The sequence below is a fragment of the Streptomyces lothianensis genome (assembly GCF_047779955.1).
Lineage (GTDB): Bacteria > Actinomycetota > Actinomycetes > Streptomycetales > Streptomycetaceae > Streptomyces.
In genome coordinates this window covers 103,207-126,451 of the sequence record NZ_JBLMKT010000029.1, presented here as the reverse complement: position 1 = coordinate 126,451, position 23,245 = coordinate 103,207, and the positions used below count along the sequence as shown (strand labels likewise).

The window sequence follows — 23,245 nt, the reverse complement described above, 5'->3', positions numbered from 1 at the left end:
ATGCTCTCGACCAGGCTGACGAACGCCACCTTCGTCACCATGGACCCGGACCACCCCGTCGCCCACGAGCTCGGCATCTGGCAGGGCAGGATCGTCGGCCTGGACCGGGCCGTCGCCTCGCTGCCCGCGCGACGCGTGGTCGACCTGCGGGGCGCGACCGTGCTGCCGGGCTTCATCGACAGCCACGTCCACCTCGCATGGACCGGCCTGAAGGCGAAGTCCCCGAGTCTGGCCGGTGTCACCGGTGTCGAAGAAGCACTCGCCGTCGTGGCGGAGGCTGCCACCCGCCAAGACGGCGCCGGCAGCTGGGTGTTCGTCGGCGGCTACGACCAGCGGGCGCTCGGCCGGCATCTGACCGCCGCCGAACTCGACCGGGTCGCCCACGACCGGCGGGTGTTCCTCATGCACACCTCCGGCCACGCCTGCGTGGTCAACACCGCGGTCCTCGACCTGCTTCCCGGTGATGTCCCCCATGAGGACGGGCTCCTCGTCGAGAGCGCCATGGGCGCCGTACGGCGGTTGCGGCTGCCCTACGCGCAGAGCGAGCTGGCCGACGCGATCGAGCACGCCGGACGGGTCTGTCTCGCCGAGGGCGTCACGGCCGTCGCCGAAGCGGGCATCGGAGGCGGACTGCTGGGCCACAGCCCCGTCGAGCTCGGCGCCTACCAACTGCTGCGGGGCCAGGGCCGGCTGCCGCTGCGGGTCCAGCTGATGCCCGGCGGCGACACACTGCGGCCGCAGGGCGCACATGAGCACGACGGCATCCCGCGCGGACTCGACCTCGGCCTGCGGACCGGATTCGGCGACGACTGGCTGTCCGTCGGCGCGCTCAAGATCTACACGGACGGCGGCATGATGGCCCGGACGGCCGCGCTCACCGAACCGTACGAGGGCATGACCGGCACCGGGCAGCTCCAGGACGATCCCGAGCACCTCACCGACCTCATCGTGGATGGCCACCTCGCCGGCTGGCAGCTCGCCGTCCACGCCATCGGCGACCGGGCCGCGGACCTCGCGCTCGACGCCTTCGAGAAGGCACAGAAACTGCGCCCGCGTCCCGACGCCCGGCACCGCGTCGAGCACGCCGGGCTGATCAGGCCCGACCAGCTGCCGCGGTTCGCCGCACTCGGGGTCAGTGCCGTGGTCCAGCCCAACTTCCTGCGCTGCTTCGGCGACGACTACGCGAACGTCATGGGGGAGCGGCGGGCCCCGTGGATGTACCGGGGCCGCGGCTTCCTCGAACACGGTGTCACCGTCGTCGGCAGCTCCGACCGGCCGGTCGCCGACGGCTCCCCGCTCCGCGCGATCCAGTTCATGGTCGAACGCGCCTCCGTCTCCGGGCAGTTGATCGGCCCCGAGGAGGCCCTCACCGTCGACGAGGCCCTGCGCGCCTACACCGTCGCCGGCGCGTACGCCTGCCGCTGGGAGGACAGCGCGGGCAGCCTCACCCCGGGCAAACGGGCCGACCTCGTGGTCCTCGGGGACGACCCGCGGCGCGTCGAGCCCTCCCGGATCGGGGGCATCGAGGTCGTGACGACGTTCGTGGACGGCCGCGACGCGTTGGAGGAGACGCGGCAGTGAAGTCGCGCAACGACGGCCTGGTCGCGTGGGCCCACCTGTGGCAGACGCCCGACTCCTCCCGGCCCCGGCTCTGGTGGCACGCAGCCCCGATGGCAAATCAGGCGAGGTAAGGCTAACCTTAGTTGTCATGTTTCACCGGGGTCACACGGCGATCGGGCCGAGCATTTCCTCCCCTTGCATGGTGGAACCGAGGAAGGAACGCCTTGATCACCGCCCCGCCGCGCCCCGTCGCACCTCTCGCTGTCACGCATCTGTCTGCCGCCCCTCGCGCACCGCGCCCGTCCGGCCGGTTCCCGCTTTCCCCGCGCCCCGCCGGGGCCCGGGACGCCGACGCTCTCGCCGGGCTCTCCGCGCCGTTCGTCCGCTCAGGGGCGCTGCGCGAACGGCCGCTCCACGTATACGCCGCCCGCGCGGCGGACTTCCTCGTCGTCGATGCCCCCGACGGCAGCCTCGACGCCTGCCTCGCGCTGCGCACCCACGGCGAGGGCGCAGGGGAGTCGGGGCGCTCCGGAGTCCTCTACAACTTCTGCGTCGCCCCGCACCGGCAGGGCAGCGGTCTGGGAGCACGGCTGCTGGAGGCAGCCTTGGCAAGGTCCCGGGCGCAGTCGCTGACGGCCCTGTTCACGGCGACCACCGGCAGCGGGCGCCTGTTCCTCCGGTACGGCTTCGAGCCGACCCGTCCGAGCCTGGCGCCCGCCTCCTGGGCGCGGAACCTCGACCCCCGGCGGGGCGCGCGGGTTCTCGCCCGAGCCGTCTGACAGCGGGACCCCGCGCCCGCGCCAGTACAAGGGGCGCGACGGGGTAAGGGCCCGACGGCACAAGGGAGGGCGGGTTCCCGAACCGAGTCGGTCCGGGAACCCGCCCCCTTGCCCACGGTGTCACCAACGTCAGGTGCCGAGAATCTCCGGCAGCGCCGCCACCAGTTCCCGGACCTGCCCCTCACCGACCGTCAGCGCCGGAGCCAGCCGTACGGTCGTGGCCCCGACCGCGTTCACGAGGAACCCGGCGTCCTGAGCGGCCTGCTGCACCCGCGCCGCGACCGGTTCGGTGAGCGCGACACCCAACAGCAGCCCGGCACCCCGGACTTCCCGCACCAAAGGGTGCCTCAGCTGCTCGACACCACGTCTCAGCAGCTGTCCCATGCGCGTGGCGTGTGCAAGCAGCCCCTCGGTCTCGATGGTCTCCAGTACGGCGAGTCCCGCCGCGCACGCCACGGGATTGCCGCCGAACGTGGAGCCGTGCAGCCCGGAGTCGAGCAGGGCGGCGGCCGGGCCGAACGCCACCGTGGCGCCGATCGGCAGCCCGCCGCCCAGGCCCTTGGCCAGCGTCACGACGTCCGGATACACGCCGGCTTCCGCCTGATGTGCGAACCAGTACCCGGTCCGGCCGATGCCGGTCTGGACCTCGTCCAGGACGAGCAGGCTTCCCTTGGCGCGCGTGATCTCGCGCGCGGCGAGCAGATATCCCTCGGGCGGCACGATGACGCCCGCCTCGCCCTGGACCGGTTCCAGGACGACCGCGGCGGTCTCGGCCGTGACCGCCGCGCGCAGCGCGGCCGCATCCCCGTACGGCACATGGGTCACGTTCCCGAAGAGCGGCAGGAAGGGATCGCGTTTGGCCGGCTGACCGGTCAGGGACAGCGCCCCCATCGTGCGCCCGTGGAAGCCGCCTTCGGCGGCGACGATGTGCGGCCGTCCCGTCCGGCGGGCGATCTTGAACGCCGCCTCGGCCGCCTCCGCACCGGAGTTGGCGAAAAAGACCCTCCCCGGCCGGCCCAGCAGGCCGAGCAGCGCTTCCCCCAGTGCGACGGCCGGTTCGGAGACGAAGAGGTTCGACACATGCCCGAGCCGGGCGATCTGCGCGCCGACCGCGGCCACGACCGCCGGATGCGCATGGCCCAGGGTGTTGACCGCGATCCCGCCGGTGAAGTCCGTGTATGAGCGCCCCGCTTCGTCCCAGACCCGGCTGCCCTCGCCGCGGACCAGCGCCAGCGGGGGAGTGCCGTAGGTGTCCATCATGACCGCGCTCCAGCGGTCGGTGAGCGGCGCCGTGCCGGAGCTCATACCCCTACCTCCGCTGCGTGCGTCTCCTGCGCGCCCGCCCCCTCGCCGTCGCGCGGGCGCGGGGTGTCCGGGAGGACCGTGGTCCCCGGGTTCTGCGCCGTGAGGACTCCGTGCAGTACGGCGTGCGGGCGGCGGCCGTCCAGGACATGGGCCCGGCCGACGCCGGACCGTACGGCCCGCAGGCAGCCCTCCATCTTCGGGAGCATCCCGCTGGCCAGCTCCGGGAGCAGTTCGTCCAGCTCGGTGGCCGTCAGGTTCTCGATCAGCCGGGGGTTGTGCGGCCAGTCCGCGTACAGCCCCTCGACATCCGTGAGCATCACGAGCCGTTCCGCGCCGAGGGCGACGGCCAGCGCGGAGGCCGCGAGATCGGCGTTGACGTTGTAGACCTGCCCGTCCTCGCCGCGCGCGATGGGCGAGACGACCGGGATGCGGCCCTGGTCGAGCAGCGCCCGCACCGTGCCGGCGTCGACCGCCACGACCTCGCCCACCTGACCGATGTCGACGGCCCGCCCGCCCACGAGGGCCGGGCGGCGCACCGCGGTCATGGTGTGCGCGTCCTCGCCGGACAGGCCCACGGCGAAGGGCCCGTGGGCGTTGATCGCGCCGACCAGCTCACGCTGGACCTGCCCCGTCAGCACCATCCGGACCACGTTCAGGGTCTCCGGGGTGGTCACCCGCAGCCCGGCCTCGAAGCGGACCTCCAGGTCGAGGCGGTCCAGCATCGCGCTGATCTGCGGTCCGCCGCCGTGCACCACGACCGGCCGCAGGCCCGCGTGCCGCAGCTCCACGATGTCCTGCGCGAACGAGCGCTTGAGGGCTTCGTCGACCATCGCGTTGCCGCCGAACTTGACGACGACGATCCTGCCCTGAAGTTCGCAGGGCCAGGGCAGGCCGCTGCCGGGGGCCTCGTCTGTCGCCACATGTCGGCCGGGGGTACCGCGCATCGGGGTGTTCACTCCGCTCATGAGCTGTAGGCGCTGTTCTCGTGGACGTACTCGGCGGTGAGGTCGTTGGTCCAGATGACCGCCGACGCGTCTCCGGTGCGCAGATCGGCCGTGACCGTGATCCGGCGGCCCGACAGGTCGACCTTGTCCCGCGGCTCGTCCGCCGCGCCGCTGCGGCACACCCGCACGCCGTTGATCGTCACGTCCAGGCGGTCCGGATCGAATTCGGCCGCGGTGGTGCCGATCGCGGACAGCACCCGCCCCCAGTTGGGGTCCTCGCCGTGCAGCGCGCACTTGAGCAGGTTGTTCCGGGCGATGGACCGGCCGACCTCGACGGCGTCCTCCTCGCGGGCCGCGCCGACGACCCGCACCTCGATCTCCTTGGACGCACCCTCGGCATCGGCCACCAACTGCCGGGCCAGATCCAGACATACGGAGCGCACCGCCTCGGCGAAGGCCTCCGTCTCGGGTACGACCCCGGAGGCGCCCGAAGCGAGGAGCAGGACGGTGTCGTTGGTGGACATGCAGCCGTCGGAGTCCACCCGGTCGAAGGTGGTACGTGCCGCCGCACGCAGCGTCGAGTCGAGCAGGCCCGCGTCGACGTCGGCATCCGTCGTGAGGACGGCCAGCATGGTGGCCAGGCCGGGGGCGAGCATGCCCGCGCCCTTCGCCATGCCGCCCACCGTCCAGCCGGATGCGGTGACGACGGCGGTCTTGTGCACCGAGTCGGTCGTCTTGATGGCGACGGCCGCGTCCTCGCCGCCCCGGGGCGACAGCCGGGCGGCGGCGTCGGTGATGCCCGCGTCGACGCGGTCCATCGGCAGCCGCACCCCGATGAGGCCGGTGGAGCACACCGCGACCTCGTGCGGGTCCGCCTCCACCGCCCGCGCCGTGTGCTCGGCCATCAGCAGCGCGTCGACGGCGCCCGCCTGCCCCGTACAGGCGTTGGCGCCACCGGAGTTGAGGACGACAGCCGAAATCCGGCCGTCGGCGAGGACCCGCCGGGACCAGCGCACGGGCGCGGCCTGCACCCGGTTGGAGGTGAAGACACCGGCGGCGGCGCGCGACGGGCCCTGGTTGACCACGAGGGCCAGGTCCGGATCGCCGGATTCCTTGAGGCCGGCGGCCACACCGCTCGCCAGGAACCCGCGGGCAGCGGTCACGCTCACGGAGCAACTCCATTCATGGGCAGACCCAGCCGTTCCGGCAGGCCCAGGGCGATGTTCATGCACTGCACCGCGCCGCCCGCGGTGCCCTTGGTCAGGTTGTCGATCGCGCTCACGCACACCAGCCGGCGCGCCTCGGGATCGACGGCGACCTGGACCTGGACCGTATTGGAGCCGGCGACGGCCGCGGTGGACGGCCAGCGGCCGGGCGGCAGCAGGTGGATGAACGGCTCGTCGGCGTAGGCGGCGGCGAAGACCTCCCGTACCCCGTCCGTGCCCGCGTCGGCGAAGGCCTCGGACCGCAGCCGGGCCGAGCAGGTGGCGAGAATGCCGCGCGCCATGGGGGCCAGGGTCGGCGTGAAGGACACCGTCACCGGCTCGCCCGCCGCCAGGGACAGGTTCTGCGTCAGCTCGGGGGTGTGCCGGTGGCCGCCGCCGACGCCGTAGGGGCTCATGGAGCCCATCACCTCGGAGCCGAGCAGATGGGGTTTCGCCGCCCGCCCAGCGCCGGACGCCCCACTGGCCGCGACGATCACCGCCTCCGGCTCCACGAGCCCCGCCGCGTAGGCGGGCCAGAGCGCCAGGGTGATCGCGGTGGGGTAGCAGCCGGGCACGGCGACCCGGGTGGCACCCCTCAGCTCCTCGCGCGCCCCGGGGAGTTCGGGCAGTCCATACGGCCAGGTCCCGGCGTGCTCGGAGCCGTAGAACCTCTCCCAGGCGGCTGCCTCGCGCAGCCGGAAGTCGGCGCCGCAGTCGACCAGCAGCGTCCCGGGGTCGAGATCCCGGGCCAGGGGGCCGGACTGGCCGTGCGGGAGGGCCAGGAAGACCACGTCGTGACCCCGCAGAGTGCCCGCGGACGTCTCCTGCAGCACCCGGTCGGCGAGGGTGGCAAGGTGGGGCTGCACCTCTCCGAGCGTCCGGCCGGCCTGACGGTGCGCGGTCACCGTGCCCACGTCCACCTCCGGGTGGGCGGACAGCAGACGCAGGATCTCCCCGCCGGCGTAGCCACTGGCTCCGGCCACCGCGACCCTTACGGTCATATCGCTCTGTTCTCCTGTCGAGTGGTACGTCGTTCGAGTGGGGATGCCGGCAGGCATCGCGCGGGATCCGACGTGCACTTCATCGCCTTCCCCCTCGCCGTCGCTCTCGCCGTCGCACCGGCCGGCTGCTCCGCCCGGACCTCGCGACCTCGAACCGAGAGAAACTTAACTAAGCCTAACCTTACTGGCAACTGCTGACGACTCTCTCCGGCCGCCCTCCCGGTCGCCCCGAGGCGTGCAACCGTCCTTGGGGAGGGGGGAGTTGTCGTCGCGTGCGGTGGGAGGTCGTGGGGTGTGCGGTCCGGCCGCGGTTCAGTGGGGGCTGTGGTGCCGGTGCGGGCAGCCTCCCCGGTGCGAGGTGAGGATCTGGTGGATCCGCTCACCGGCCTCGGCCGCGTCGCCTGCCGGTGCCGGGAACAGCAGGCGCAGGTCGAAGTGTCCGCTCGCGTATTCGCAGCGCAGCGTGAGGGCGTGCCGGTCGAGCGCGAACGGGAGGGCGCGGACGATGCCGTGGGGCAGGCGCGGGCCCGCGAGCGCGAGCAGGCTGTCCACCAGGTCCTCGTGGGCGTCGGTGAGGTGGGTCAGCATGGCGGCCTCCTCGACGGCGAGCGGGTCGGGCTCGGCGAGGGCGACCGCGTCGAGGCCGACGTCCGTCGTGCCCGCGCCGGTCCCCAGGGTCACGCGCGCGGTGTCGAGCCGCAGGGTGCAGTCCTCGGCGGGGCTGAGCCGTCCGGACACCGTCACCCGGGCCCGTACGCGACTGCGGGCGGGGGTAGGTGCGATGTCGGTGAATTCGAGCAGAGTCGCGAGACCGCCGCGCGGGGCGTCGCCGACCTCGCGGGTCAGCGGGCTGCCGGGCTGGGGCCTCAGTGTGATCCGCCCCTCGGTGTCGACCTCGTGCATGCCGATCAGGTCGTAGTTCTGGCCTGCGCTGGTCAGTGACAGGGAGGTCGCACGGGCCAGCACGGAACGCACGTGCTCCGCCGCGGTGGGCTCGGGCAGCGGGCGGGCGAGGTCTGCGTCGATGCTCAACGGGACTCCAAGCGGTACGGGTCCGCCGCCGCGCCTTTGTCCGCGGGCGTGACGGCGTATGCCGGGGTGTGCCGGGATGCGTGTCGCGGCTGCGAACGGAGCACCCCGGCGAATTGAGGTAAGGCTAACCTTAGTTTCACTCCGGGGGTGCTCGGGGGGGTGAGGGCTGACTGTGAGCCGCGTCATGACACGATCCGTCCGGGTTCACGATCTGCCCGGCCGGGGGCGGTGGACCCGGTCACGGGCCCACCGCGCCTTGGGGTCAGCGCAGCCACGGGTGGCGCCGCACCAGCGGGAGTCTGGCCCAGAGCCGTCCCACGCCGAGCCTGTCTCCGGCGGAGGCGACGGCCAGGGCGACGAGGACGACCGCGTAGATGAGGTGATAGTCCACGAACGGGTTGGTGGACATGCTCGGGGAGCCGTCCGAGAGGTGCTGGGCGGGCGGCCATTCGGCGATCCACATCAGCGCCATCAGCAGGGTCCCGGCCACGGCCGCGAGCCGCAGCGCGGCACCGGTGACCAGGGCGAGGCCGATGCCGAGCAGGCCCAGCATGAACAGCCAGTCGGCCCAGCCGGCCCCGGCCCACTCGTGGAAGGTCGACTCCATCGGTCCGGCCGAGACCCCGCTCAGGAAGCCCTGGGTGGGCGATCCGCCGTCGATCCACGCGTTGGCGTCGGGCGTGGCGTAGCCGAGACCGAAGGTCTTGTCGAGGAACGCCCACAGGAAGACGAACCCCATGAGCAGACGCAGGCCCGCGAAGACGTAGGACCGTACCGTGTGCGTGTCGCTCTGTGCCACCGCCGCGGTGCGGTCGGTGTCGGGTGCCTCGGGGCGACTCCTGTGGAAGGAGAGCAGGTGGAAGCCCGGGCCCCGGTGCCGGTGCTCATGAACGGCCATGATGGAGATCCCTTCCGGGAGTTGGATTTCGAGGGGCGGCGGCCACAAGGTTCATCGCGGTTCCCCGCTGCCATAGGGCGCGTACAGGTCGAGGAGCCTCGTGCGGGTGGAGTGCAGGCGGTGCGCGAGCACCGCGCCCACCCAACGGCACACCGCCTGGCCGAACTCCGGGTCCTCGGCGCACAGGGCACGCACGTCCGCGGCGTCGAACTCGTACGCACGGACGGGGGAAGCCGCCGTGGCGCCCAGCTTCCAGACGTAGGGGCTGAACATCCAGGACCAGCCGACCAGTTCACCGAATCCGAGGCGCTCGACCACCGCCGGCCTGCGGCCGGGAACAGACAGGTCCAGTGCCACGGTCCCGGAGCGGACGACCCAGAAACGGTCCGCGCGACCGCCCTCCTTGAACAGGCGCGCGTCCTGCGGGAAGGCGACCTCACGGGCGATGCGCATCAGCCGGTCGCGGTGCTCGGCGGACAGCGCCTGCGCGAAACGGGGTGTGGCGGTGGTGGTCATCGTCAACGCCTCTCTCTCGATGATGTCAATCTCGGCGACCGGCGGGTCCCGCCGGGCCACTGGGGCTGTCCGGGGAACCACAGGGGCTGTTCGGGGAAGGGGAGTGGGCCGCTCAGATGCGCCGGCCACTCCACTCGGGCCCCGTCCGTGCCCAGGCCGCCTCCCACTCGGCCAGGCGGTGACGCATGGTCACCCGACGCAGGACCAGGCCCAGGAGCAGCACGGACGCCGCGACAGCGGCGGCGGTCCCCACTCCGTCGGTGACCGCGTGTACCGTCACCTCCTCGGCCGTCAGTGGCCGTCCGGCGATCCGGCCCTGTGCATCGAGCCACACGGTGACCGGTTCGCCGCGGTCGGTTCCGGCGGGAACCTCGACGCTCGCCGTGCGCTGCGTGCCGTCGGACTTTGTCCACCGCACCGGCACCACGTGGCGGGTCACGCCTCCCGGGGGATCGGACACCGCCTCGGGCGCGGGCTCGGTGAGATGCGCCGTCACCGGGGTGTTGTCGCGCACCAGCGCCGCGGACTCGGCCCGCTCCTCCTGCCAGGTGAGCGCGCCGACGGTGAGTCCCGCGGCGGGGGCGCCGAGGGCAAGGCAGACACCCAGGAGCAGAGCGGTCCAGGCCTCCCGCACATCGGAGCTTCGGCGCAGTTCGTTGCTCCGCAGACGCCACCACACCAGGCGCTTCACGACGGCTCGTCCTTCTCGAGCTCCCGGGCGATGTTCTCCGCCCAGGCGGTGACGGCGTCGAAGTCGCGGAAGTCGCCGCCCCGGCCGGCGGCGAGAAGCCTCCGGGCCGGCCAGCCGGATGCGGTGTCGTCCAGGCGACCGCCGAACGTGGTGTGGCCGCGCGAGTGCAGGCGCAGCGACGTGCGCATGACGCCCGGTTCGGGCGGCAGCCGCGGAGCCGAGTTGTTGAGCGGTCCGCTGCTGAACAGCCAGACCTTCGTCGCACGCAGGGCCTTGCGGTGGCGGCGGGCGAACCGCCGTGCGGCACGGTGCCAGCGGCCCACGTACAGGGCACCGCCCAGGACCACGGCGTCGTACGGAGCAAGGTCCCGGACTCCGCCCGCTTCCCGCACCTCCACGGCGTGTCCGTGCTCGCCCAGGACGGCGCCGATGCGGGAGGCGATCTCGGCGGTGGAACCGTACTTCGAGCCGTACGCCACCAGAACCTTCTTGCCGGACATGTCGGCCACCACCTCACAGTTTGCGCAGCCAGCCTTCGGCGACCGAGTCCCATGCCTCTTCGGTGGGCTCCAGACGGGTGTCGTCGATGCGGTACGTGAGTTTGTCGACGACCCCCACGACGCCGTCGATCTGCCGGGTCAGGCTGAGGGCGAGAGGGATCTCGGAGCGGCGTTCCAGCTGCCCGGTCAGGGTGACCACGCCGTCGTCGACCTCGACGCCGATCCGGTCCGGCGCGAGCAGCAAGGCGCCCACCAGCACGTCCTCGGCCACCTCACGGCGAATCTCCCGGTCGCTGCGGAGGAAGATCTGCAGCAGGTCGCGGCGGGTGACGATGCCGACGAGCCGGTCCTCCTCGTCGACCACCGGGAGCCGTTCGATCCGATGCCGTGCCATGGTGCGGGCTGCTTCGGCGATGCTCGCGTCGGCGTGCACGGTGATCGCCGGCTCGGACATAAGCCGGCCCGCGATGCGGGCGTGTGCCTTGGCCCTGCGCCGGTTCCGGCCGGGCAGCGGCCACTCGATCCGGCGCTTCGCCGGGTCGGGCAGCGGAGCCCGGGCCTCGCGGACCAGGAGATCCGTCTCGGAGATCACGCCGATGACCTTCTCGTCCCCGTCGACGACGGGCAGTCCGCTGATGCGATGGCGGTTCAGGAGCCGGGCCACCTCCTTGAACGGAGTGCCGAATTCGGCGCGCACGACATCGCCCGTCATCACCGAGCCGATTTTGCTGTGCCTCATGTCGTTCGTCTCCTTCCGGCGACGGAGCGGGGTACCGCATTCCGGAGCGGGTACCGCCACGTGGACATCGTCCGGCGACCGGAACCGGCGGGGCAGCGGCCGTTCGGGGTGCGGTGCAGGGCCGAACGGCCCCTCCCGCCGGGCCCTGTCGGGGGAATCTCCCGCCGCCCGCCCCCTGCCGCTACCGGCATCGCGCATGCCACCGTGGCCCCCGGCCCCACATACGGGCCGGTAACCGAGCAGCGGCGATACGGGAGCGGGCCATGACCGGGTACGGCGACTACCAGCTGGAGATCTACCTGAGCGGACTGAGCGGTGTCGTGCCGCGCTTCCCGATGACCTTCGAGGGCTGGGAGGAGAAGGCGCGCGCGGCCATGGAGCCCTCGGTGTGGTCATACGTGGCGGGCGGCGCCGGTGACGAGCACACCCAGCGCGCGAACGTGACCGCCTTCGCCAGGCACGGCCTGATCCCGCGGATGTTCGTGGGCGCCGAGCAACGCGATCTGTCGGTGTCCCTGTTCGGCATGACGCTCCCCACCCCGCTGATGATGGCGCCCATCGGCGTGCTCGGCCTGTGCGCGCAGGACCGGCACGGCGATGTGGCGGCGGCCCGCGCCGCCGCCCGGACCGGCGTGCCGATGATCGCCTCGACGCTGTCCGTGGACCCGCTGGAGGAGGTCGCCGCTGAATTCGGCGAGACCCCGGGCTTCTTCCAGCTGTACACGCCCACGAACCGCGAGCTCGCCGCAAGCCTCGTCGAGCGCGCCGAGAAGGCCGGCTACCGGGGCATCGTGGTAACCCTCGACACCTGGGTCACCGGCTGGCGCCCCCGCGACCTCGCCACCAGCAACTTCCCCCAGCTGCGCGGGCACTGCCTCGCCAACTACACCAGCGACCCCGTCTTCCGTGCCCTGCTGCCGCAGCCGCCGGAGCAGGACATGAACAGCGCGGTCCTGCACTGGGCGGGCCTCTTCGGTAACCCGCTCACCTGGCAGGACCTGCCCTGGCTGCGCTCGCTGACCTCCCTCCCGCTGATCGTGAAGGGCCTGTGCCACCCCGAGGACGTACGCCGCGCCAAGGACGGCGGCGTCGACGGCATCTACTGCTCCAACCACGGCGGACGCCAGGCCAACGGCGGTCTGGCCGCGCTCGACGCCCTGCCGGAGGTCGTGGCGGCCGCGGACGGACTGCCGGTGATCTTCGACTCGGGGGTACGCAGCGGCACGGACGTCGTCAAGGCTCTCGCCCTCGGCGCGAGCGCGGTGGCCGTCGGACGCCCGTACGCCTACGGGCTCGCGCTGGGCGGAGTGGACGGCCTCGTCCACGTACTGCGTTCGATGCTCGCCGAGGCGGACCTTCTGATGGCGGTCGACGGATACCCCACACTCGCCGACCTCACACCCGAGGCGCTGCGCACGGTGGACTGACCGCGCGCCTGCGCATACGGGTGCGGTCCGCACCGCAGCCGTACGGGTGCGGCCCGCACCGCACCCGTACGCGCCACCGGAGCCCGTCCCCGGAGAAGAGGTGTTCCTGCCCCTGACCGGGGCCGCCCGGTGCGCCTACTCTGAAAGCGGAGGTGGGGCGCATGCGGGAGGCGGAGCCCGGTGCACGGCAGGCGGATTTCGGTGCGCGGCGGACGGAGCCCGGCGCGAGCTCCGCGGACCGCGGCGCGAGCGCGGCGGACCCCGGGCTGTTCGGGCCCGCTTCGGTGACCTGGCAGATGCACGGCGACCCCATGATGTGGGTGGCCGGGGTGCGTGCCCTGTACCTGCAGGCGCTGCATCCACGGGCCGTACGCGGCGTCATACAGAACTCCGACTTCCGCAAGGACGCCTGGGGGCGCCTGATGCGGACCGCGAACTTCGTCGGCACCATCAGCTACGGCACCACCGAAGCCGCCGAGCAGGCCGGCGCCCGCGTGCGCCGGATCCACCGTCTGCTCAAGGCCACCGACCCGGCCACCGGCGAGACCTACCGCATCGACGAGCCCGACCTCCTGCTGTGGGTGCACTGCGCCGAGATCGACTCCTACGTCGAGGTCGTCCGCAGATCGGGGTATCCGCTCGACGACGCACTCGTGGACCGATACATCGACGAACACCGCACCGGCGCACGGCTCGTGGGACTCGACCCCGAGGAGGTCCCGGCCGACCGGGCCGGGTTGGCCGCGTACTTCGAGCGGGTGCGACCCGAACTGCAGGCGGGCGAGGAGGCCCGCGAAGTGGACGACTTCCTTCAGCGGCCGCCCACCCACCCTCTCCTCGTACCCCTGCGCGCCCTGATCTGGCGACGGGTGGCGAACCTGGCGTATGCCGCACTGCCGCCGTATGCACAGGAGTTGTACGGCAGGTGCGGGCCCTCGGCGAGGAGCACGGACCGCAGGCTGCGGCTCGCGGGCACCCTGCTGCGGTGCATCCCCGCCCGCGTACGCTGGCAGCTGCCGCCCAAACACATTCTGCGCGCCATGGAGCGACTGGGGCCGGGCAGCCGCCCGGCACCGTACAAACTCCGCGGGCACGCAGCCATACTGGACGGGCCGGGGAGGGCCAAGCGCGGATAGACGACGGGGGCGAGCGCAGGCAATGCCAGAGCTGGGGGAGACGAGGCTGATCCAGGGCCGCTACCGGCTGCTCGACCTCATCGGGCGCGGCGGCATGGGCGAGGTGTGGCGGGCCCGCGACGAATCTCTCGGACGGCGCGTGGCCGTGAAGTGCCTCAAACCCACGGCACCCCAGCCGGACGCCTCGTTCACCCGAGTGCTGCGCGAGCGCTTCCGGCGCGAGGCGCGGGTGGCGGCCGCGCTGCAGCACCGGGGTGTCACCGTGGTGCACGACTTCGGCGAGTCCGACGGCGTCCTCTACCTCGTCATGGAGCTCCTGGAGGGCCGCAACCTCAGCCAGCTCCTGGAGGACAACCGCCAACGCCCGCTGCCCGTGCCAGACGTCGTCGACATCGCCGAACAGGTCGCCCACGCCCTCGCGTACACCCACGACCAGGGCATCGTGCACCGCGATCTCAAGCCGGCGAACATCATGCGGCTCGGCGACGGCACCGTGAAGATCTGCGATTTCGGCATCGCGAGGCTCGGCGAGGACATCGGCTTCACCGCCAAGCTCACCGGTACGGGCATCGCCATGGGCACCCCGCACTACATGTCGCCCGAGCAGATCGGCGGCCAGCAGGTCGACCACCGCAGCGATCTGTATTCCCTGGGCTGTGTCCTGTACGAGATCGCCACGGGCGCCCCGCCCTTCGACCTGGACGACGCCTGGTCGGTGCTGGTGGGCCACCGGGACACCGAGCCGGAGCCGCCGCGCAGCCACCGGGCGGAACTGCCCGAGTTCTTCGAGCGGATCGTCCTCGACCTGCTTGCGAAGAGCCCTGAGGAGCGGCCCGGCGATGCCCGGGAACTGGCCGGCCGCGTCACCCAGGGCCGCGGCCTGACGATCCCGGCCGTCTCCGGCATCCCCACGCAGCCGAATCCGCAGATGCGGCCGCAGTCGCAGCCATGGCCGCAGCCGCAGACACGGGCGGCGCAGGTGGAGGCACAGGAGCAAGCGCAGACGCAGACGCAGAGTCAGTCACATGCGCCGGTACAGCCACACGCGCCGGTACAGCCACACGCGCAGACGCACGTACAGCCACACAGCCAGACGCACGCGCAGAACCCGGCACACGCACAGACGCGAACACCCCCGGGCCCCCGCCACCCCGATCAGCCCCGCCCCAGGGAACCGCGCCTGCCCTCCTGGACCCGCGGCATGACCACCGGCCACAAGGCGGGCGGCGGCGCCGCCCTGCGCACCACACCGCCCGATGCCGCCGCCGGGCTGACCGGCGAGTGGATCCCGCGCGGCGACCTGCGCCCGGCGGCGCCCGCGCCCGAGCCCGAGCGCCCCACCCCCGCACCTGAACTCCTGGCCGTACTCGCCGGACGGCACAACGCCGGACTCAGCCTCGGGCGCCTGGGCCGCTGGGAGGAGGCCGGGGAGGTGCACCGCGCCGTGGCCGCCGAGCGCGAGCATGCCCTCGGGCCCGACCACCCCGACACCCTCGCCAGCCGCTACGAGGTGGGCTTCACCCTCAGCCGCACCGGTCGCCCCGCCGACGCCCTGCGCGAATACACCCGCGTCGCCGAGGGCCGCGAACGTGTGCTCGGCGCGGGTCACCCCGACACGCTCGCCGCCCGCCAGGAAGTCGCCTACGTCCTCGGCCGGCTGGACCGGCACCTCGAGGCACACCAGGTGTACCTGGCCGTGCTCGCCGCCCGCGAGGGCAACCCGCGCCTCGGCCCAGACCACCCCGACACCTTGCGCTGCCGCCACAACCTGGCGTTCAACCTGTCCAGACTTGGGCGCCTGGAGGACTCCTTCCGGATGGCCCACGATGTGGCCGCCGCCCGCGCCAGGGTCCTCGGGCCTGAGCACCCCGACACGCTGGTCACCCGCTACGAAGTCGCCTACGCCCTGGGCCGGCTGGGCCGCTGGAACGAGGCGCTGCAGACGTACCGGGAGGTCGCCGAGACCCGTACCACCGCGCTCGGCGCCGACCACCCCGACACACTCGCCGCCCGCTACGAGGTCGGCATCAGCCTGGGCCGCCTCGGGCGCAGCGCCGAAGCCCTGAGCCTCTACCGCGCCCTGGTGGCGGACCGCGCACGCGTCCACGGCCCCCACCATCCCGAGACCCTGCGCGCCCGCCACGGTCTCGGCGTGAATCTCGGTCGGATGGGCCGCTGGGAGGAGGCGCTCGACGAGGCCCGCGATGTCTGCGCGATCCGCGAGCGCGTCCTCGGGTCCGAGCACCCCGACACCCTCGTCAGCCGCCGCGAGGTTGCCGTCGGGCTCGGCTGGTTGGGCCGCTGGGGCGACGCCCTGGTGGAGTACCGTCGTGTCGCCGCCGCCCGCGAGCGTGTCTTCGGCGCCGGCCATCCGGACGCGCTCGCCGGCCGCAACGACGAGGCGCACTGCCTGGCACAGCTCGGGCGCGGCGCCGAGGCGGTCGAGTTGTACCGCAGGGTCGCGGCGCTGCGGCAGCAGGACGGCACCCGTTGAGCGGACACCGCCCGGGCCACCGCCCCGACCTGTCCTCCCGCTCCCTTCCCCTTCTCTGGCGGGTGGCGGTTCTCTGGCGGGTGGCGATCATCCCGTGTTACCAAGAGCCATGACCGCACACGGAGTGCCGCCCGCCCGCCGCAGCTACGACGCCGTGATCGTCGGCGGTGGGCACAACGGGCTGGTCGCCGCCGCCTATCTGGCCCGCGCCGGTCGCTCCGTGCTCCTGGTGGAACGGCTCGGCCACACCGGAGGCGCCGCCGTCTCCACGTACGCCTTCGAAGGCGTGGACGCCCGGCTCTCGCGCTACTCGTACCTGGTCAGCCTGCTGCCACGGAAGATCGTCCGCGAACTCGGCCTCGACTTCGCGGTCCGCGGACGCGACATCTCCTCGTACACCCCGGTGCGTCGCGGCGGCCGCGACACCGGACTCCTGGTGGGCGGCGGAAGGGCGCGCACCCGGGAGGCGTTCGCGCGTTTCACCGGCTCGGAGCGGGAGTTCGAGGCCTGGGAACGGTTCTACGGGATGACCGGACGCCTCGCCCGGCGGGTGTTCCCCACGCTCACCCAACCGCTGCCCACCCGTGAGGAGCTGCGGGCGCGGGTGGACGACGAGGACGCCTGGCGGATGCTGTTCGAGGAGCCGCTCGGCGCGGCGATCGAGGAGCATTTCCAGGACGATGCCGTACGGGGCATCGTCCTCACCGATGCGCTGATCGGCACGTTCGCCGATGCCCGGGATGCCTCCCTGCGGCAGAACCGCTGCTTCCTGTACCACGTGATCGGCGGCGGCACCGGAGCCTGGGATGTGCCGCTCGGCGGCATGGGCGCGCTCACCGACGCGCTGGCGGGCGCGGCCCTCGATGCCGGAGCGGTGTTCGCCACCGGGTGCGAGGCGGTCCGGGTCGAGACGGACGGCACCCGCGCGGAGGTCACCTGCCGCGGCGAGGCGGAGGAATTCACGGCCGCCGCCCGGCACGTCCTCGTCGGCGCCTCCCCGCAGGTGCTCGCCGCGCTGCTCGGCGAGCAGCCGCCCCCGCCCGCCGAGGGCGCACAACTCAAGGTGAACATGCTGCTCAAGCGGCTGCCCCGGCTTCGGGACCAGGACGTCGACCCGCGCGAGGCCTTCGCCGGCACCTTCCACGTCCGTGAGAGCTACACACAGCTGGCGACCGCCCATGCCGAGGCCGCATCCGGCCGGCTGCCCTCCGCGCCGCCCTCCGAGATCTACTGCCACTCCCTGACCGACCCGGGCATCCTCGGCGAGGAGCTGGCCGCGAGCGGCCACCACACCCTCACCCTCTTCGGCCTGCACACCCCGGCCCGCCTCTTCACCGGCGACAACGACTCCGTACGCGAGGAACTCCTCAAGGCGACCCTCGACCAGCTGGACACCCACCTCGCCGAACCGGTCACGGACCTGCTCGCTCTCGACGCACAGGGCCGCCCCTGCATCGAGGCGAGGACACCCCTCGATCTGGAACGCGATCTGCGCCTGCCCGGCGGCAACATCTTCCACCGCGACCTCGCCTTCCCGTACGCGCAGGAGGGCACCGGGCGCTGGGGCGTGGAGACCGCACACCCCAACGTGCTGCTCTGCGGGGCGGGCGCGGTACGCGGCGGCGGGGTGAGCGGGATTCCCGGGCACAACGCGGCGATGGTGGTGCTGGGGGAGTGAGGACGCCAGGGGGTTGGGGGAGTCCGGGGTGCCGGAAGTCCGGGGGTGCCGGAAGTCCGGGGCCGGGAAGTGATGACGCCGGGGGAGCGGGTTCCGGGCACAGGAGGCTGTGAGAGGGTGGCGGACCCGGGCCGCGACGAGCGGCCGGGACAGGGAGGGAAGAGCCATGAGCACCACATCGCAGGTCCGTACGGTCATGGACGCCATGGCCTACGGGCAGCCGGCCGAGGTGACGAGCTACTGGGCCTCGGTGAAGAAGCTCGCGCGGATCGCGGCCCTCGCCGAGCGGTTCGGCTACCAGTACGCGGATGTTGTCATCGGCATGCAGGGCCTGAAGATGCTGCTCGTTCCCGACCCCGACCCGCAGGCGCGGCAGCGCGCACAGCAGGCCTGGGCACAGCACCCGCCCGGCGCCGGAGCCCCGCTGCCGCAGCTGCCGACCGAGGTACCGGAGCTGCTGCGCAATCGGATCCGCTTCGACATGTACGCCACGCAGAACGAGAAGCGGCGTCTGGTCGCCGTCCCGGTCGCCTTCGTCATCGTCGCCCTGCAGATGCAGCGGACCCCGGACATCGCGGTGTTCTGGGGCGTGCTGCTCGGTGTCGCCGTGCTGGTGGCGGGCGGCAGCTTCCTGGTGCGTCGCAAGTGGCGCGGTGACATCGGCCGTCGGCTGCAGGCGATGGGATTCGTGCCTCTCAACGAGCCGAACGGACGCCTGCGGCTGGTCCCGCCGGGAAGCCCGTACGCGCCACAGGCACAGGCACAGGCACAGGCCTACGGTCAACCTCAACCTCAGGGTTACGGTCAACCACAGCCGTACGTCCAGCCCCAGCCCTACGGAAACGGCCAGCCCCAGCTGTACGGGACCGCACAGCCCTACGGCCAGCCGCAGGCCCAGCAGCCCCACTCCGCGCAGCCGCACCAGGCTCCGCCGCAGCACCAGCAGCCGGGCGGCGCCCACCCGCAGCAGCCGCACCAGGCCCCGCCGCAGCACCCGGCCCCGCACCCGCAGCCCGGCGCCAACCCGCAGCATCCCTACCAGCCGCCGCAGTGACCGGGCTCGGCCGGACCCGGCCGCAAGCAATCTGACACTCAGTCAGAAAATCTCTTCCCTCGGCCGCCCGCCTACGGCATCCTGCCCGCATGCAGACGGAGCTGAGCAAGAAACTCGGAGTCGAGCACGCCGTCTTCGGCTTCACGCCGTTCCCCGCCGTGGCCGCGGCCATCACCCGCGCCGGCGGCTTCGGCGTGCTCGGCGCGGTCCGCTATACGGCCCCAGACGAGCTCAAACGCGATCTCGACTGGATGGAGCGGCACACCGACGGGAAGCCGTACGGCCTCGATGTCGTGATGCCCGCCAAGAAGGTCGAGGGCGTCACGGAGGCCGATGTCGAGGCGATGATCCCGGCCGGCCACCGCGAGTACGTCCGCGAGACCCTCGCCAAGTACGGCGTCCCCGAACTCGCCGAGGGCGAGGCCTCCGGCTGGCGGATCACCGGCTGGATGGAACAGGTCGCCCGCACCCAGCTCGACGTGGCCTTCGACTACCCGATCAAGCTGCTCGCCAACGCGCTCGGCTCACCCCCCGCCGACGTGATCGAGCGGGCACACGCCAAGGGCGTCCTCGTCGCCGCGCTCGCGGGCAGCGCACGGCACGCGCTCAAGCACAAGGAAGCCGGCATCGACATCGTGGTCGCCCAGGGCTACGAGGCCGGAGGGCACACCGGTGAGATCGCCTCCATGGTGCTCACCCCGGAGGCGGTCGAGGCGGTCGCCCCGCTGCCCGTGCTCGCGGCCGGCGGCATCGGCGGCGGCGAACAGGTCGCCGCCGCCCTCGCGCTCGGCGCGCAGGGCGTATGGACCGGATCGATCTGGCTCACCGCCGCCGAGGCCGATATGCACTCGCGCGCCGTCACCGAGAAACTCCTCGCCGCGGGCTCCGGCGACACCGTCCGCTCGCGCGCCCTGACCGGCAAACCCGCCCGCCAGCTGCGCACCGAGTGGACCGACGCCTGGGACGACCCGCAGGGCCCCGGCACCCTCCCGATGCCGCTGCAGGGCCTGCTCGTCGCGGAGGCGCTCACCCGGATCCAGAAGTACGAGGTGGAGCCGCTGCTCGGCACGCCCGTCGGCCAGATCGTCGGCCGGATGAACTCGGAGCGCGCCGTACAGGAGATCTTCGACGACCTCACCCGCGGCTTCGAGCGCGCCATCGACCGCCTCAACCGCATCGCGGGCCGGGACTGACCCCTGCGGCCCAGCACTCGAAGGAGCCCCTGAACATGTCCCAAGCACCCAACGGCTTCTGGGCGCAGGCGACGGCCGACCCGGACCGCAGGATCCTCATCGCACCCGACGGCGAGGCATGGAGCGCCGGGCGGCTGCACGCCGCCGTGAACCGGCTCGTGCACGGGCTGCGCGCCGCGGGTCTGGAGCGGGGCGACGCCTTCGCCGTCGTGCTGCCCAACGGCGTGGAGTTCTTCACCGCGTACCTCGCCGCCTCCCAGGCCGGGTTCTACCTCGTGCCCGTCAACCACCACCTGGTCGGTCCCGAGATCGCCTGGATCGTCGCCGACTCCGGCGCCAAGGTCCTCATCGCCCACGAGCGCTTCGCCGAGGCCGCCGCGGGCGCCGCCGACGAGGCCAAACTGCCCGCCGAGCGGCGCTACGCGGTCGGCTCCGTGGCGGGCTTCCGCCCGTACGGCGAACTCCTTGACGGACAGCCCGATGCGGTGCCCGCGGACCGCACCCAGGGGTGGGTGATGAACTACACCTCCGGCACCACCGGACGCCCCCGCGGCATCCGCCGCCCGCTGTCCGGGAAGCTGCCCGAGGAGGCGCATCTCGGAGGGTTCCTCGGCATCTTCGGCATCCAGCCCTTCGACGAGAACGTTCACCTGGTGTGCTCGCCGCTCTACCACACGGCCGTGCTCCAGTTCGCAGGAGCATCCCTGCACATCGGGCATCCGCTGGTCCTGATGGACAAGTGGACGCCCGAGGAGATGCTGCGGCTCATCGACACGTACCGGTGCACCCACACCCACATGGTGCCCACCCAGTTCCACCGCCTGCTCGCGCTGCCGGAGGCCACGAAGTCCGCGTACGACGTCTCCTCGATGCGGCACGCGATCCACGGCGCGGCGCCCTGCCCGGACCATGTGAAGCGGGCGATGATCGAGTGGTGGGGGAGCTGCGTCGAGGAGTACTACGCGGCCAGCGAGGGCGGCGGCGCCTTCGCCACCGCCGAGGACTGGCTGAAGAAGCCGGGCACGGTCGGCAAGGCCTGGCCCATCAGCGAGCTCGCGATCTTCGACGACGACGGCAACCGGCTGCCGCCCGGTGAACTCGGCACGGTCTACATGCAGATGAAGACCGGCGGATTCTCGTACCACAAGGACGAGGAGAAGACGAAGGAGAACCGCATCGGCGACTTCTTCACCGTCGGCGACCTCGGGATGCTCGACGAGGACGGCTATCTGTTCCTGCGCGACCGCAAGATCGACATGATCATCTCGGGTGGCGTGAACATCTATCCGGCCGAGATCGAGTCCGCGCTGCTCACCCACCCCGCCGTCGCGGACGCCGCGGCCTTCGGCATCCCGCATGCCGACTGGGGCGAGGAGGTCAAGGCCGTCGTCGAACCCGCGCAGGGACACCAGGCAGGCGAGGCGCTCGCCGAGGACATCCTGGCGCACTGCGAGCGGCAACTCGCCGGCTACAAGCGGCCCAGGAGCGTCGACTTCATCGAGACCATGCCGCGCGACCCGAACGGCAAGCTCTACAAGCGGCGGCTGCGCGAGCCGTACTGGGAGGGGCACGAGCGGCCCATGTGAACGACCGCCCGCCCCTCACTCGGCCTTCCTGAACAGCTCCGACATCCGGTCACCCACCGCACGGCCAAGCACCTGCGGCTCCGTCCCGATCAGGCCGACCCGCTCGGCGAGTTCCCGGCCGTGGACGTCGACGGCGGCCTCGATGAGCTCGGCGAGCGCGTCCAGGGCGTCGTGCGCGCGGGAGCGGGCGACGGCCGCGCAGCCGAGGGCGACCAGGGCGGCCGGCCACCACCAGCAGGCGAGCACGGCATAGCCCACGGCCCATGCCGTGAGGCGGGCGGCGGCTGTGAAGGAGTCGTGGGCGGCCTGGATCTGGCGCACGGCGGGTTCGGGGAGAGTCAGCCACAGCCGTGGCCAGAGGGCGGCGAGGTCCACTCCGTAGGCCAGGTGGACGCGTTCCGCCGCCGCCTGGACGCGGTCGCCGTACCAGGTGGGACGGTTCGGTATGCGCAGCGCGACGCGGTCGCGGGCCTCGGCGAGATGTTCGATGCGCGCCCGGACGTCCGGCGGGACGGACGGGCGGCCTTCGGCCGTGGAGACGGCACCGAGGGCCCCCTCGTACCGTCTGTCGAGCTCCCGCCACCTGCGGATCCGGCGGGCGGTGAGGGCACGGGACAGCGGGTCGCGGCCGAACCGCAGCCGATACCGCTCGATCGCACCGCCGAGGAACTGCGCGGCGAGCGAGGCCGCGGTGGCGCCGAGCAGGACGAACGCGACAAGGAGCGCGGCCGTACCGGCGCGGTCGAGCGCGGGCCGGGCCGCGAGCTCGTCCAGCGTGCTGCGCAGCCGTTCGCCATCGTGCCAGTGGCGGTGTCCCAGGGTGGTGCCGACGGCCGTGGCGGCCAGGAAGAGGGCGCCGGGGAGGACCAGCAGGTTCAGCCAGCGTTCGGTGAGCTTGCTGCCCAGGGTGGCGAGGAGTGGGTTCATAGGGGTGTGGGCGTCGGCGTGGGCGTGGAGGTGGGCGGGGTCACTGGCCGGGGCTCAGATCGCCCTTGCTCATACGGATGCCATGGACCGCGCAGGACGGGGCGGGGAACAGATCGCGGGCCCGTTCGACCCGCGTGCACCCGATCGGCCCGGGACACAGGGCCACCTTGATGCGCCGGGAGACGCCCGGGACCCGCCCGCCCCGGGAGCCGCCGACCAGCCCGCGCGCGTCCCCCGCCCGGCGCAGCGCCGTGTCCAGGGCGCTGTAGCAGTCGGCGAGTTCCTCTGCGCCCGCGCCCTGCCGCAGCAGGTCCCGCGCCCGCTCGGCCAGCTCCCGCACGCCGGGGCCCCTCAGGTCCTCGGGCGTGCCGAGCAGCGCGCACAGCGCCGCCGCGGACCGACGGTCGGCCGAGGACAGGTCGGGAGATGCGGTCATGGTCCAAGTGTGCCGTAGATCAAGCGGAGTTGAGCGGGAGTTGGCATGCTGTCTTAGGGGGTGTCCGGCGGATCAGGCCGCCCTCGAACTGCGGTGCCTTGAACGGCGTGCCAGCCCCCCGCGTCGGTGGCATGATCCGCCGGA

The 23,245-nt window shown here is 72.6% G+C and carries 21 protein-coding genes; 9 read left to right on the top strand and 12 right to left on the bottom strand.

Features of this window, described 5'->3' with window-relative positions; genetic code table 11:
- On the top strand, nucleotides 1-1,581 hold the full coding sequence (locus tag ACLF6P_RS09585; protein ID WP_415949719.1) for an amidohydrolase: 1,581 nt from the start codon (nucleotides 1-3) through the stop codon (nucleotides 1,579-1,581).
- Between the two features lie 203 nt (nucleotides 1,582-1,784).
- Entirely contained in the window at nucleotides 1,785-2,339 is a 555-nt protein-coding gene (locus tag ACLF6P_RS09580; RefSeq protein WP_415949471.1) for a GNAT family N-acetyltransferase, read from the top strand.
- A gap of 129 nt (nucleotides 2,340-2,468) precedes the next feature.
- On the opposite strand, the gene ACLF6P_RS09575 is transcribed toward ACLF6P_RS09580, so the two are convergent.
- From ACLF6P_RS09575 to ACLF6P_RS09530, 10 genes are all read right to left on the bottom strand, one after another.
- On the bottom strand, nucleotides 2,469-3,644 hold the full coding sequence (locus tag ACLF6P_RS09575) for an acetylornithine transaminase (protein ID WP_415949469.1): 1,176 nt from the start codon (nucleotides 3,642-3,644) through the stop codon (nucleotides 2,469-2,471).
- Nucleotides 3,641-4,474, bottom strand: a complete 834-nt coding sequence (gene argB / locus ACLF6P_RS09570; protein ID WP_415949717.1) for an acetylglutamate kinase — start codon at nucleotides 4,472-4,474, stop codon at nucleotides 3,641-3,643. Before argB ends, ACLF6P_RS09575 begins: the two co-directional genes overlap by 4 nt.
- 131 nt (nucleotides 4,475-4,605) lie before the next feature.
- The gene (argJ, locus tag ACLF6P_RS09565; RefSeq protein ID WP_415949467.1) at nucleotides 4,606-5,757 is read right to left on the bottom strand and encodes a bifunctional glutamate N-acetyltransferase/amino-acid acetyltransferase ArgJ; all 1,152 of its coding nucleotides are present in this window, start codon (nucleotides 5,755-5,757) and stop codon (nucleotides 4,606-4,608) included.
- Nucleotides 5,754-6,794, bottom strand: a complete 1,041-nt coding sequence (gene argC / locus ACLF6P_RS09560) for an N-acetyl-gamma-glutamyl-phosphate reductase (RefSeq protein WP_415949466.1) — start codon at nucleotides 6,792-6,794, stop codon at nucleotides 5,754-5,756. Before argC ends, argJ begins: the two co-directional genes overlap by 4 nt.
- Before the next feature lie 312 nt (nucleotides 6,795-7,106).
- The gene (locus ACLF6P_RS09555; protein WP_415949464.1) at nucleotides 7,107-7,826 is read right to left on the bottom strand and encodes a DUF2470 domain-containing protein; all 720 of its coding nucleotides are present in this window, start codon (nucleotides 7,824-7,826) and stop codon (nucleotides 7,107-7,109) included.
- A 262-nt stretch (nucleotides 7,827-8,088) separates the two neighbouring features.
- A complete protein-coding gene (locus tag ACLF6P_RS09550; protein ID WP_415949462.1) occupies nucleotides 8,089-8,724 on the bottom strand; it encodes a hypothetical protein in 636 nt (211 codons plus the stop codon).
- Nucleotides 8,725-8,775: 51 nt separating this feature from the next.
- Nucleotides 8,776-9,240, bottom strand: coding sequence for a Crp/Fnr family transcriptional regulator (locus ACLF6P_RS09545; protein WP_415949460.1), 465 nt, complete (start codon nucleotides 9,238-9,240; stop codon nucleotides 8,776-8,778).
- A gap of 112 nt (nucleotides 9,241-9,352) precedes the next feature.
- Nucleotides 9,353-9,931, bottom strand: coding sequence for an Rv1733c family protein (locus ACLF6P_RS09540; RefSeq protein WP_415949458.1), 579 nt, complete (start codon nucleotides 9,929-9,931; stop codon nucleotides 9,353-9,355).
- Entirely contained in the window at nucleotides 9,928-10,431 is a 504-nt protein-coding gene (locus ACLF6P_RS09535) for a flavodoxin domain-containing protein (RefSeq protein ID WP_415949456.1), read from the bottom strand. Before ACLF6P_RS09535 ends, ACLF6P_RS09540 begins: the two co-directional genes overlap by 4 nt.
- 13 nt (nucleotides 10,432-10,444) lie before the next feature.
- Entirely contained in the window at nucleotides 10,445-11,170 is a 726-nt protein-coding gene (locus ACLF6P_RS09530; protein ID WP_415949455.1) for a CBS domain-containing protein, read from the bottom strand.
- Between the two features lie 263 nt (nucleotides 11,171-11,433).
- Between ACLF6P_RS09530 and ACLF6P_RS09525 the strand changes: the two genes are divergently transcribed.
- The 7 genes from ACLF6P_RS09525 to ACLF6P_RS09495 all read left to right on the top strand — a co-directional run bounded on the left by ACLF6P_RS09525 (nucleotide 11,434) and on the right by ACLF6P_RS09495 (nucleotide 21,738).
- On the top strand, nucleotides 11,434-12,597 hold the full coding sequence (locus ACLF6P_RS09525) for an alpha-hydroxy-acid oxidizing protein (protein WP_415949454.1): 1,164 nt from the start codon (nucleotides 11,434-11,436) through the stop codon (nucleotides 12,595-12,597).
- A gap of 296 nt (nucleotides 12,598-12,893) precedes the next feature.
- Nucleotides 12,894-13,733, top strand: a complete 840-nt coding sequence (locus ACLF6P_RS09520) for an oxygenase MpaB family protein (RefSeq protein ID WP_415949716.1) — start codon at nucleotides 12,894-12,896, stop codon at nucleotides 13,731-13,733.
- Between the two features lie 31 nt (nucleotides 13,734-13,764).
- On the top strand, nucleotides 13,765-16,227 hold the full coding sequence (locus ACLF6P_RS09515) for a serine/threonine-protein kinase (protein WP_415949715.1): 2,463 nt from the start codon (nucleotides 13,765-13,767) through the stop codon (nucleotides 16,225-16,227).
- A gap of 109 nt (nucleotides 16,228-16,336) precedes the next feature.
- Entirely contained in the window at nucleotides 16,337-17,905 is a 1,569-nt protein-coding gene (locus ACLF6P_RS09510; protein WP_415949453.1) for a phytoene desaturase family protein, read from the top strand.
- Nucleotides 17,906-18,071: 166 nt separating this feature from the next.
- On the top strand, nucleotides 18,072-18,959 hold the full coding sequence (locus tag ACLF6P_RS09505; RefSeq protein ID WP_415949452.1) for a hypothetical protein: 888 nt from the start codon (nucleotides 18,072-18,074) through the stop codon (nucleotides 18,957-18,959).
- An 89-nt stretch (nucleotides 18,960-19,048) separates the two neighbouring features.
- On the top strand, nucleotides 19,049-20,152 hold the full coding sequence (locus tag ACLF6P_RS09500) for a nitronate monooxygenase (RefSeq protein WP_415949450.1): 1,104 nt from the start codon (nucleotides 19,049-19,051) through the stop codon (nucleotides 20,150-20,152).
- 35 nt (nucleotides 20,153-20,187) lie between these two features.
- Entirely contained in the window at nucleotides 20,188-21,738 is a 1,551-nt protein-coding gene (locus tag ACLF6P_RS09495) for an acyl-CoA synthetase (RefSeq protein ID WP_415949449.1), read from the top strand.
- A 15-nt stretch (nucleotides 21,739-21,753) separates the two neighbouring features.
- On the opposite strand, the gene ACLF6P_RS09490 is transcribed toward ACLF6P_RS09495, so the two are convergent.
- Both ACLF6P_RS09490 and ACLF6P_RS09485 read right to left on the bottom strand, forming a co-directional pair.
- A complete protein-coding gene (locus ACLF6P_RS09490; RefSeq protein WP_415949448.1) occupies nucleotides 21,754-22,665 on the bottom strand; it encodes a hypothetical protein in 912 nt (303 codons plus the stop codon).
- Nucleotides 22,666-22,705: 40 nt separating this feature from the next.
- Nucleotides 22,706-23,101 (bottom strand): hypothetical protein, encoded by a 396-nt coding sequence (locus ACLF6P_RS09485; RefSeq protein WP_415949447.1) that lies wholly within the window; start codon nucleotides 23,099-23,101, stop codon nucleotides 22,706-22,708.
- Nucleotides 23,102-23,245: the final 144 nt, after the last annotated feature.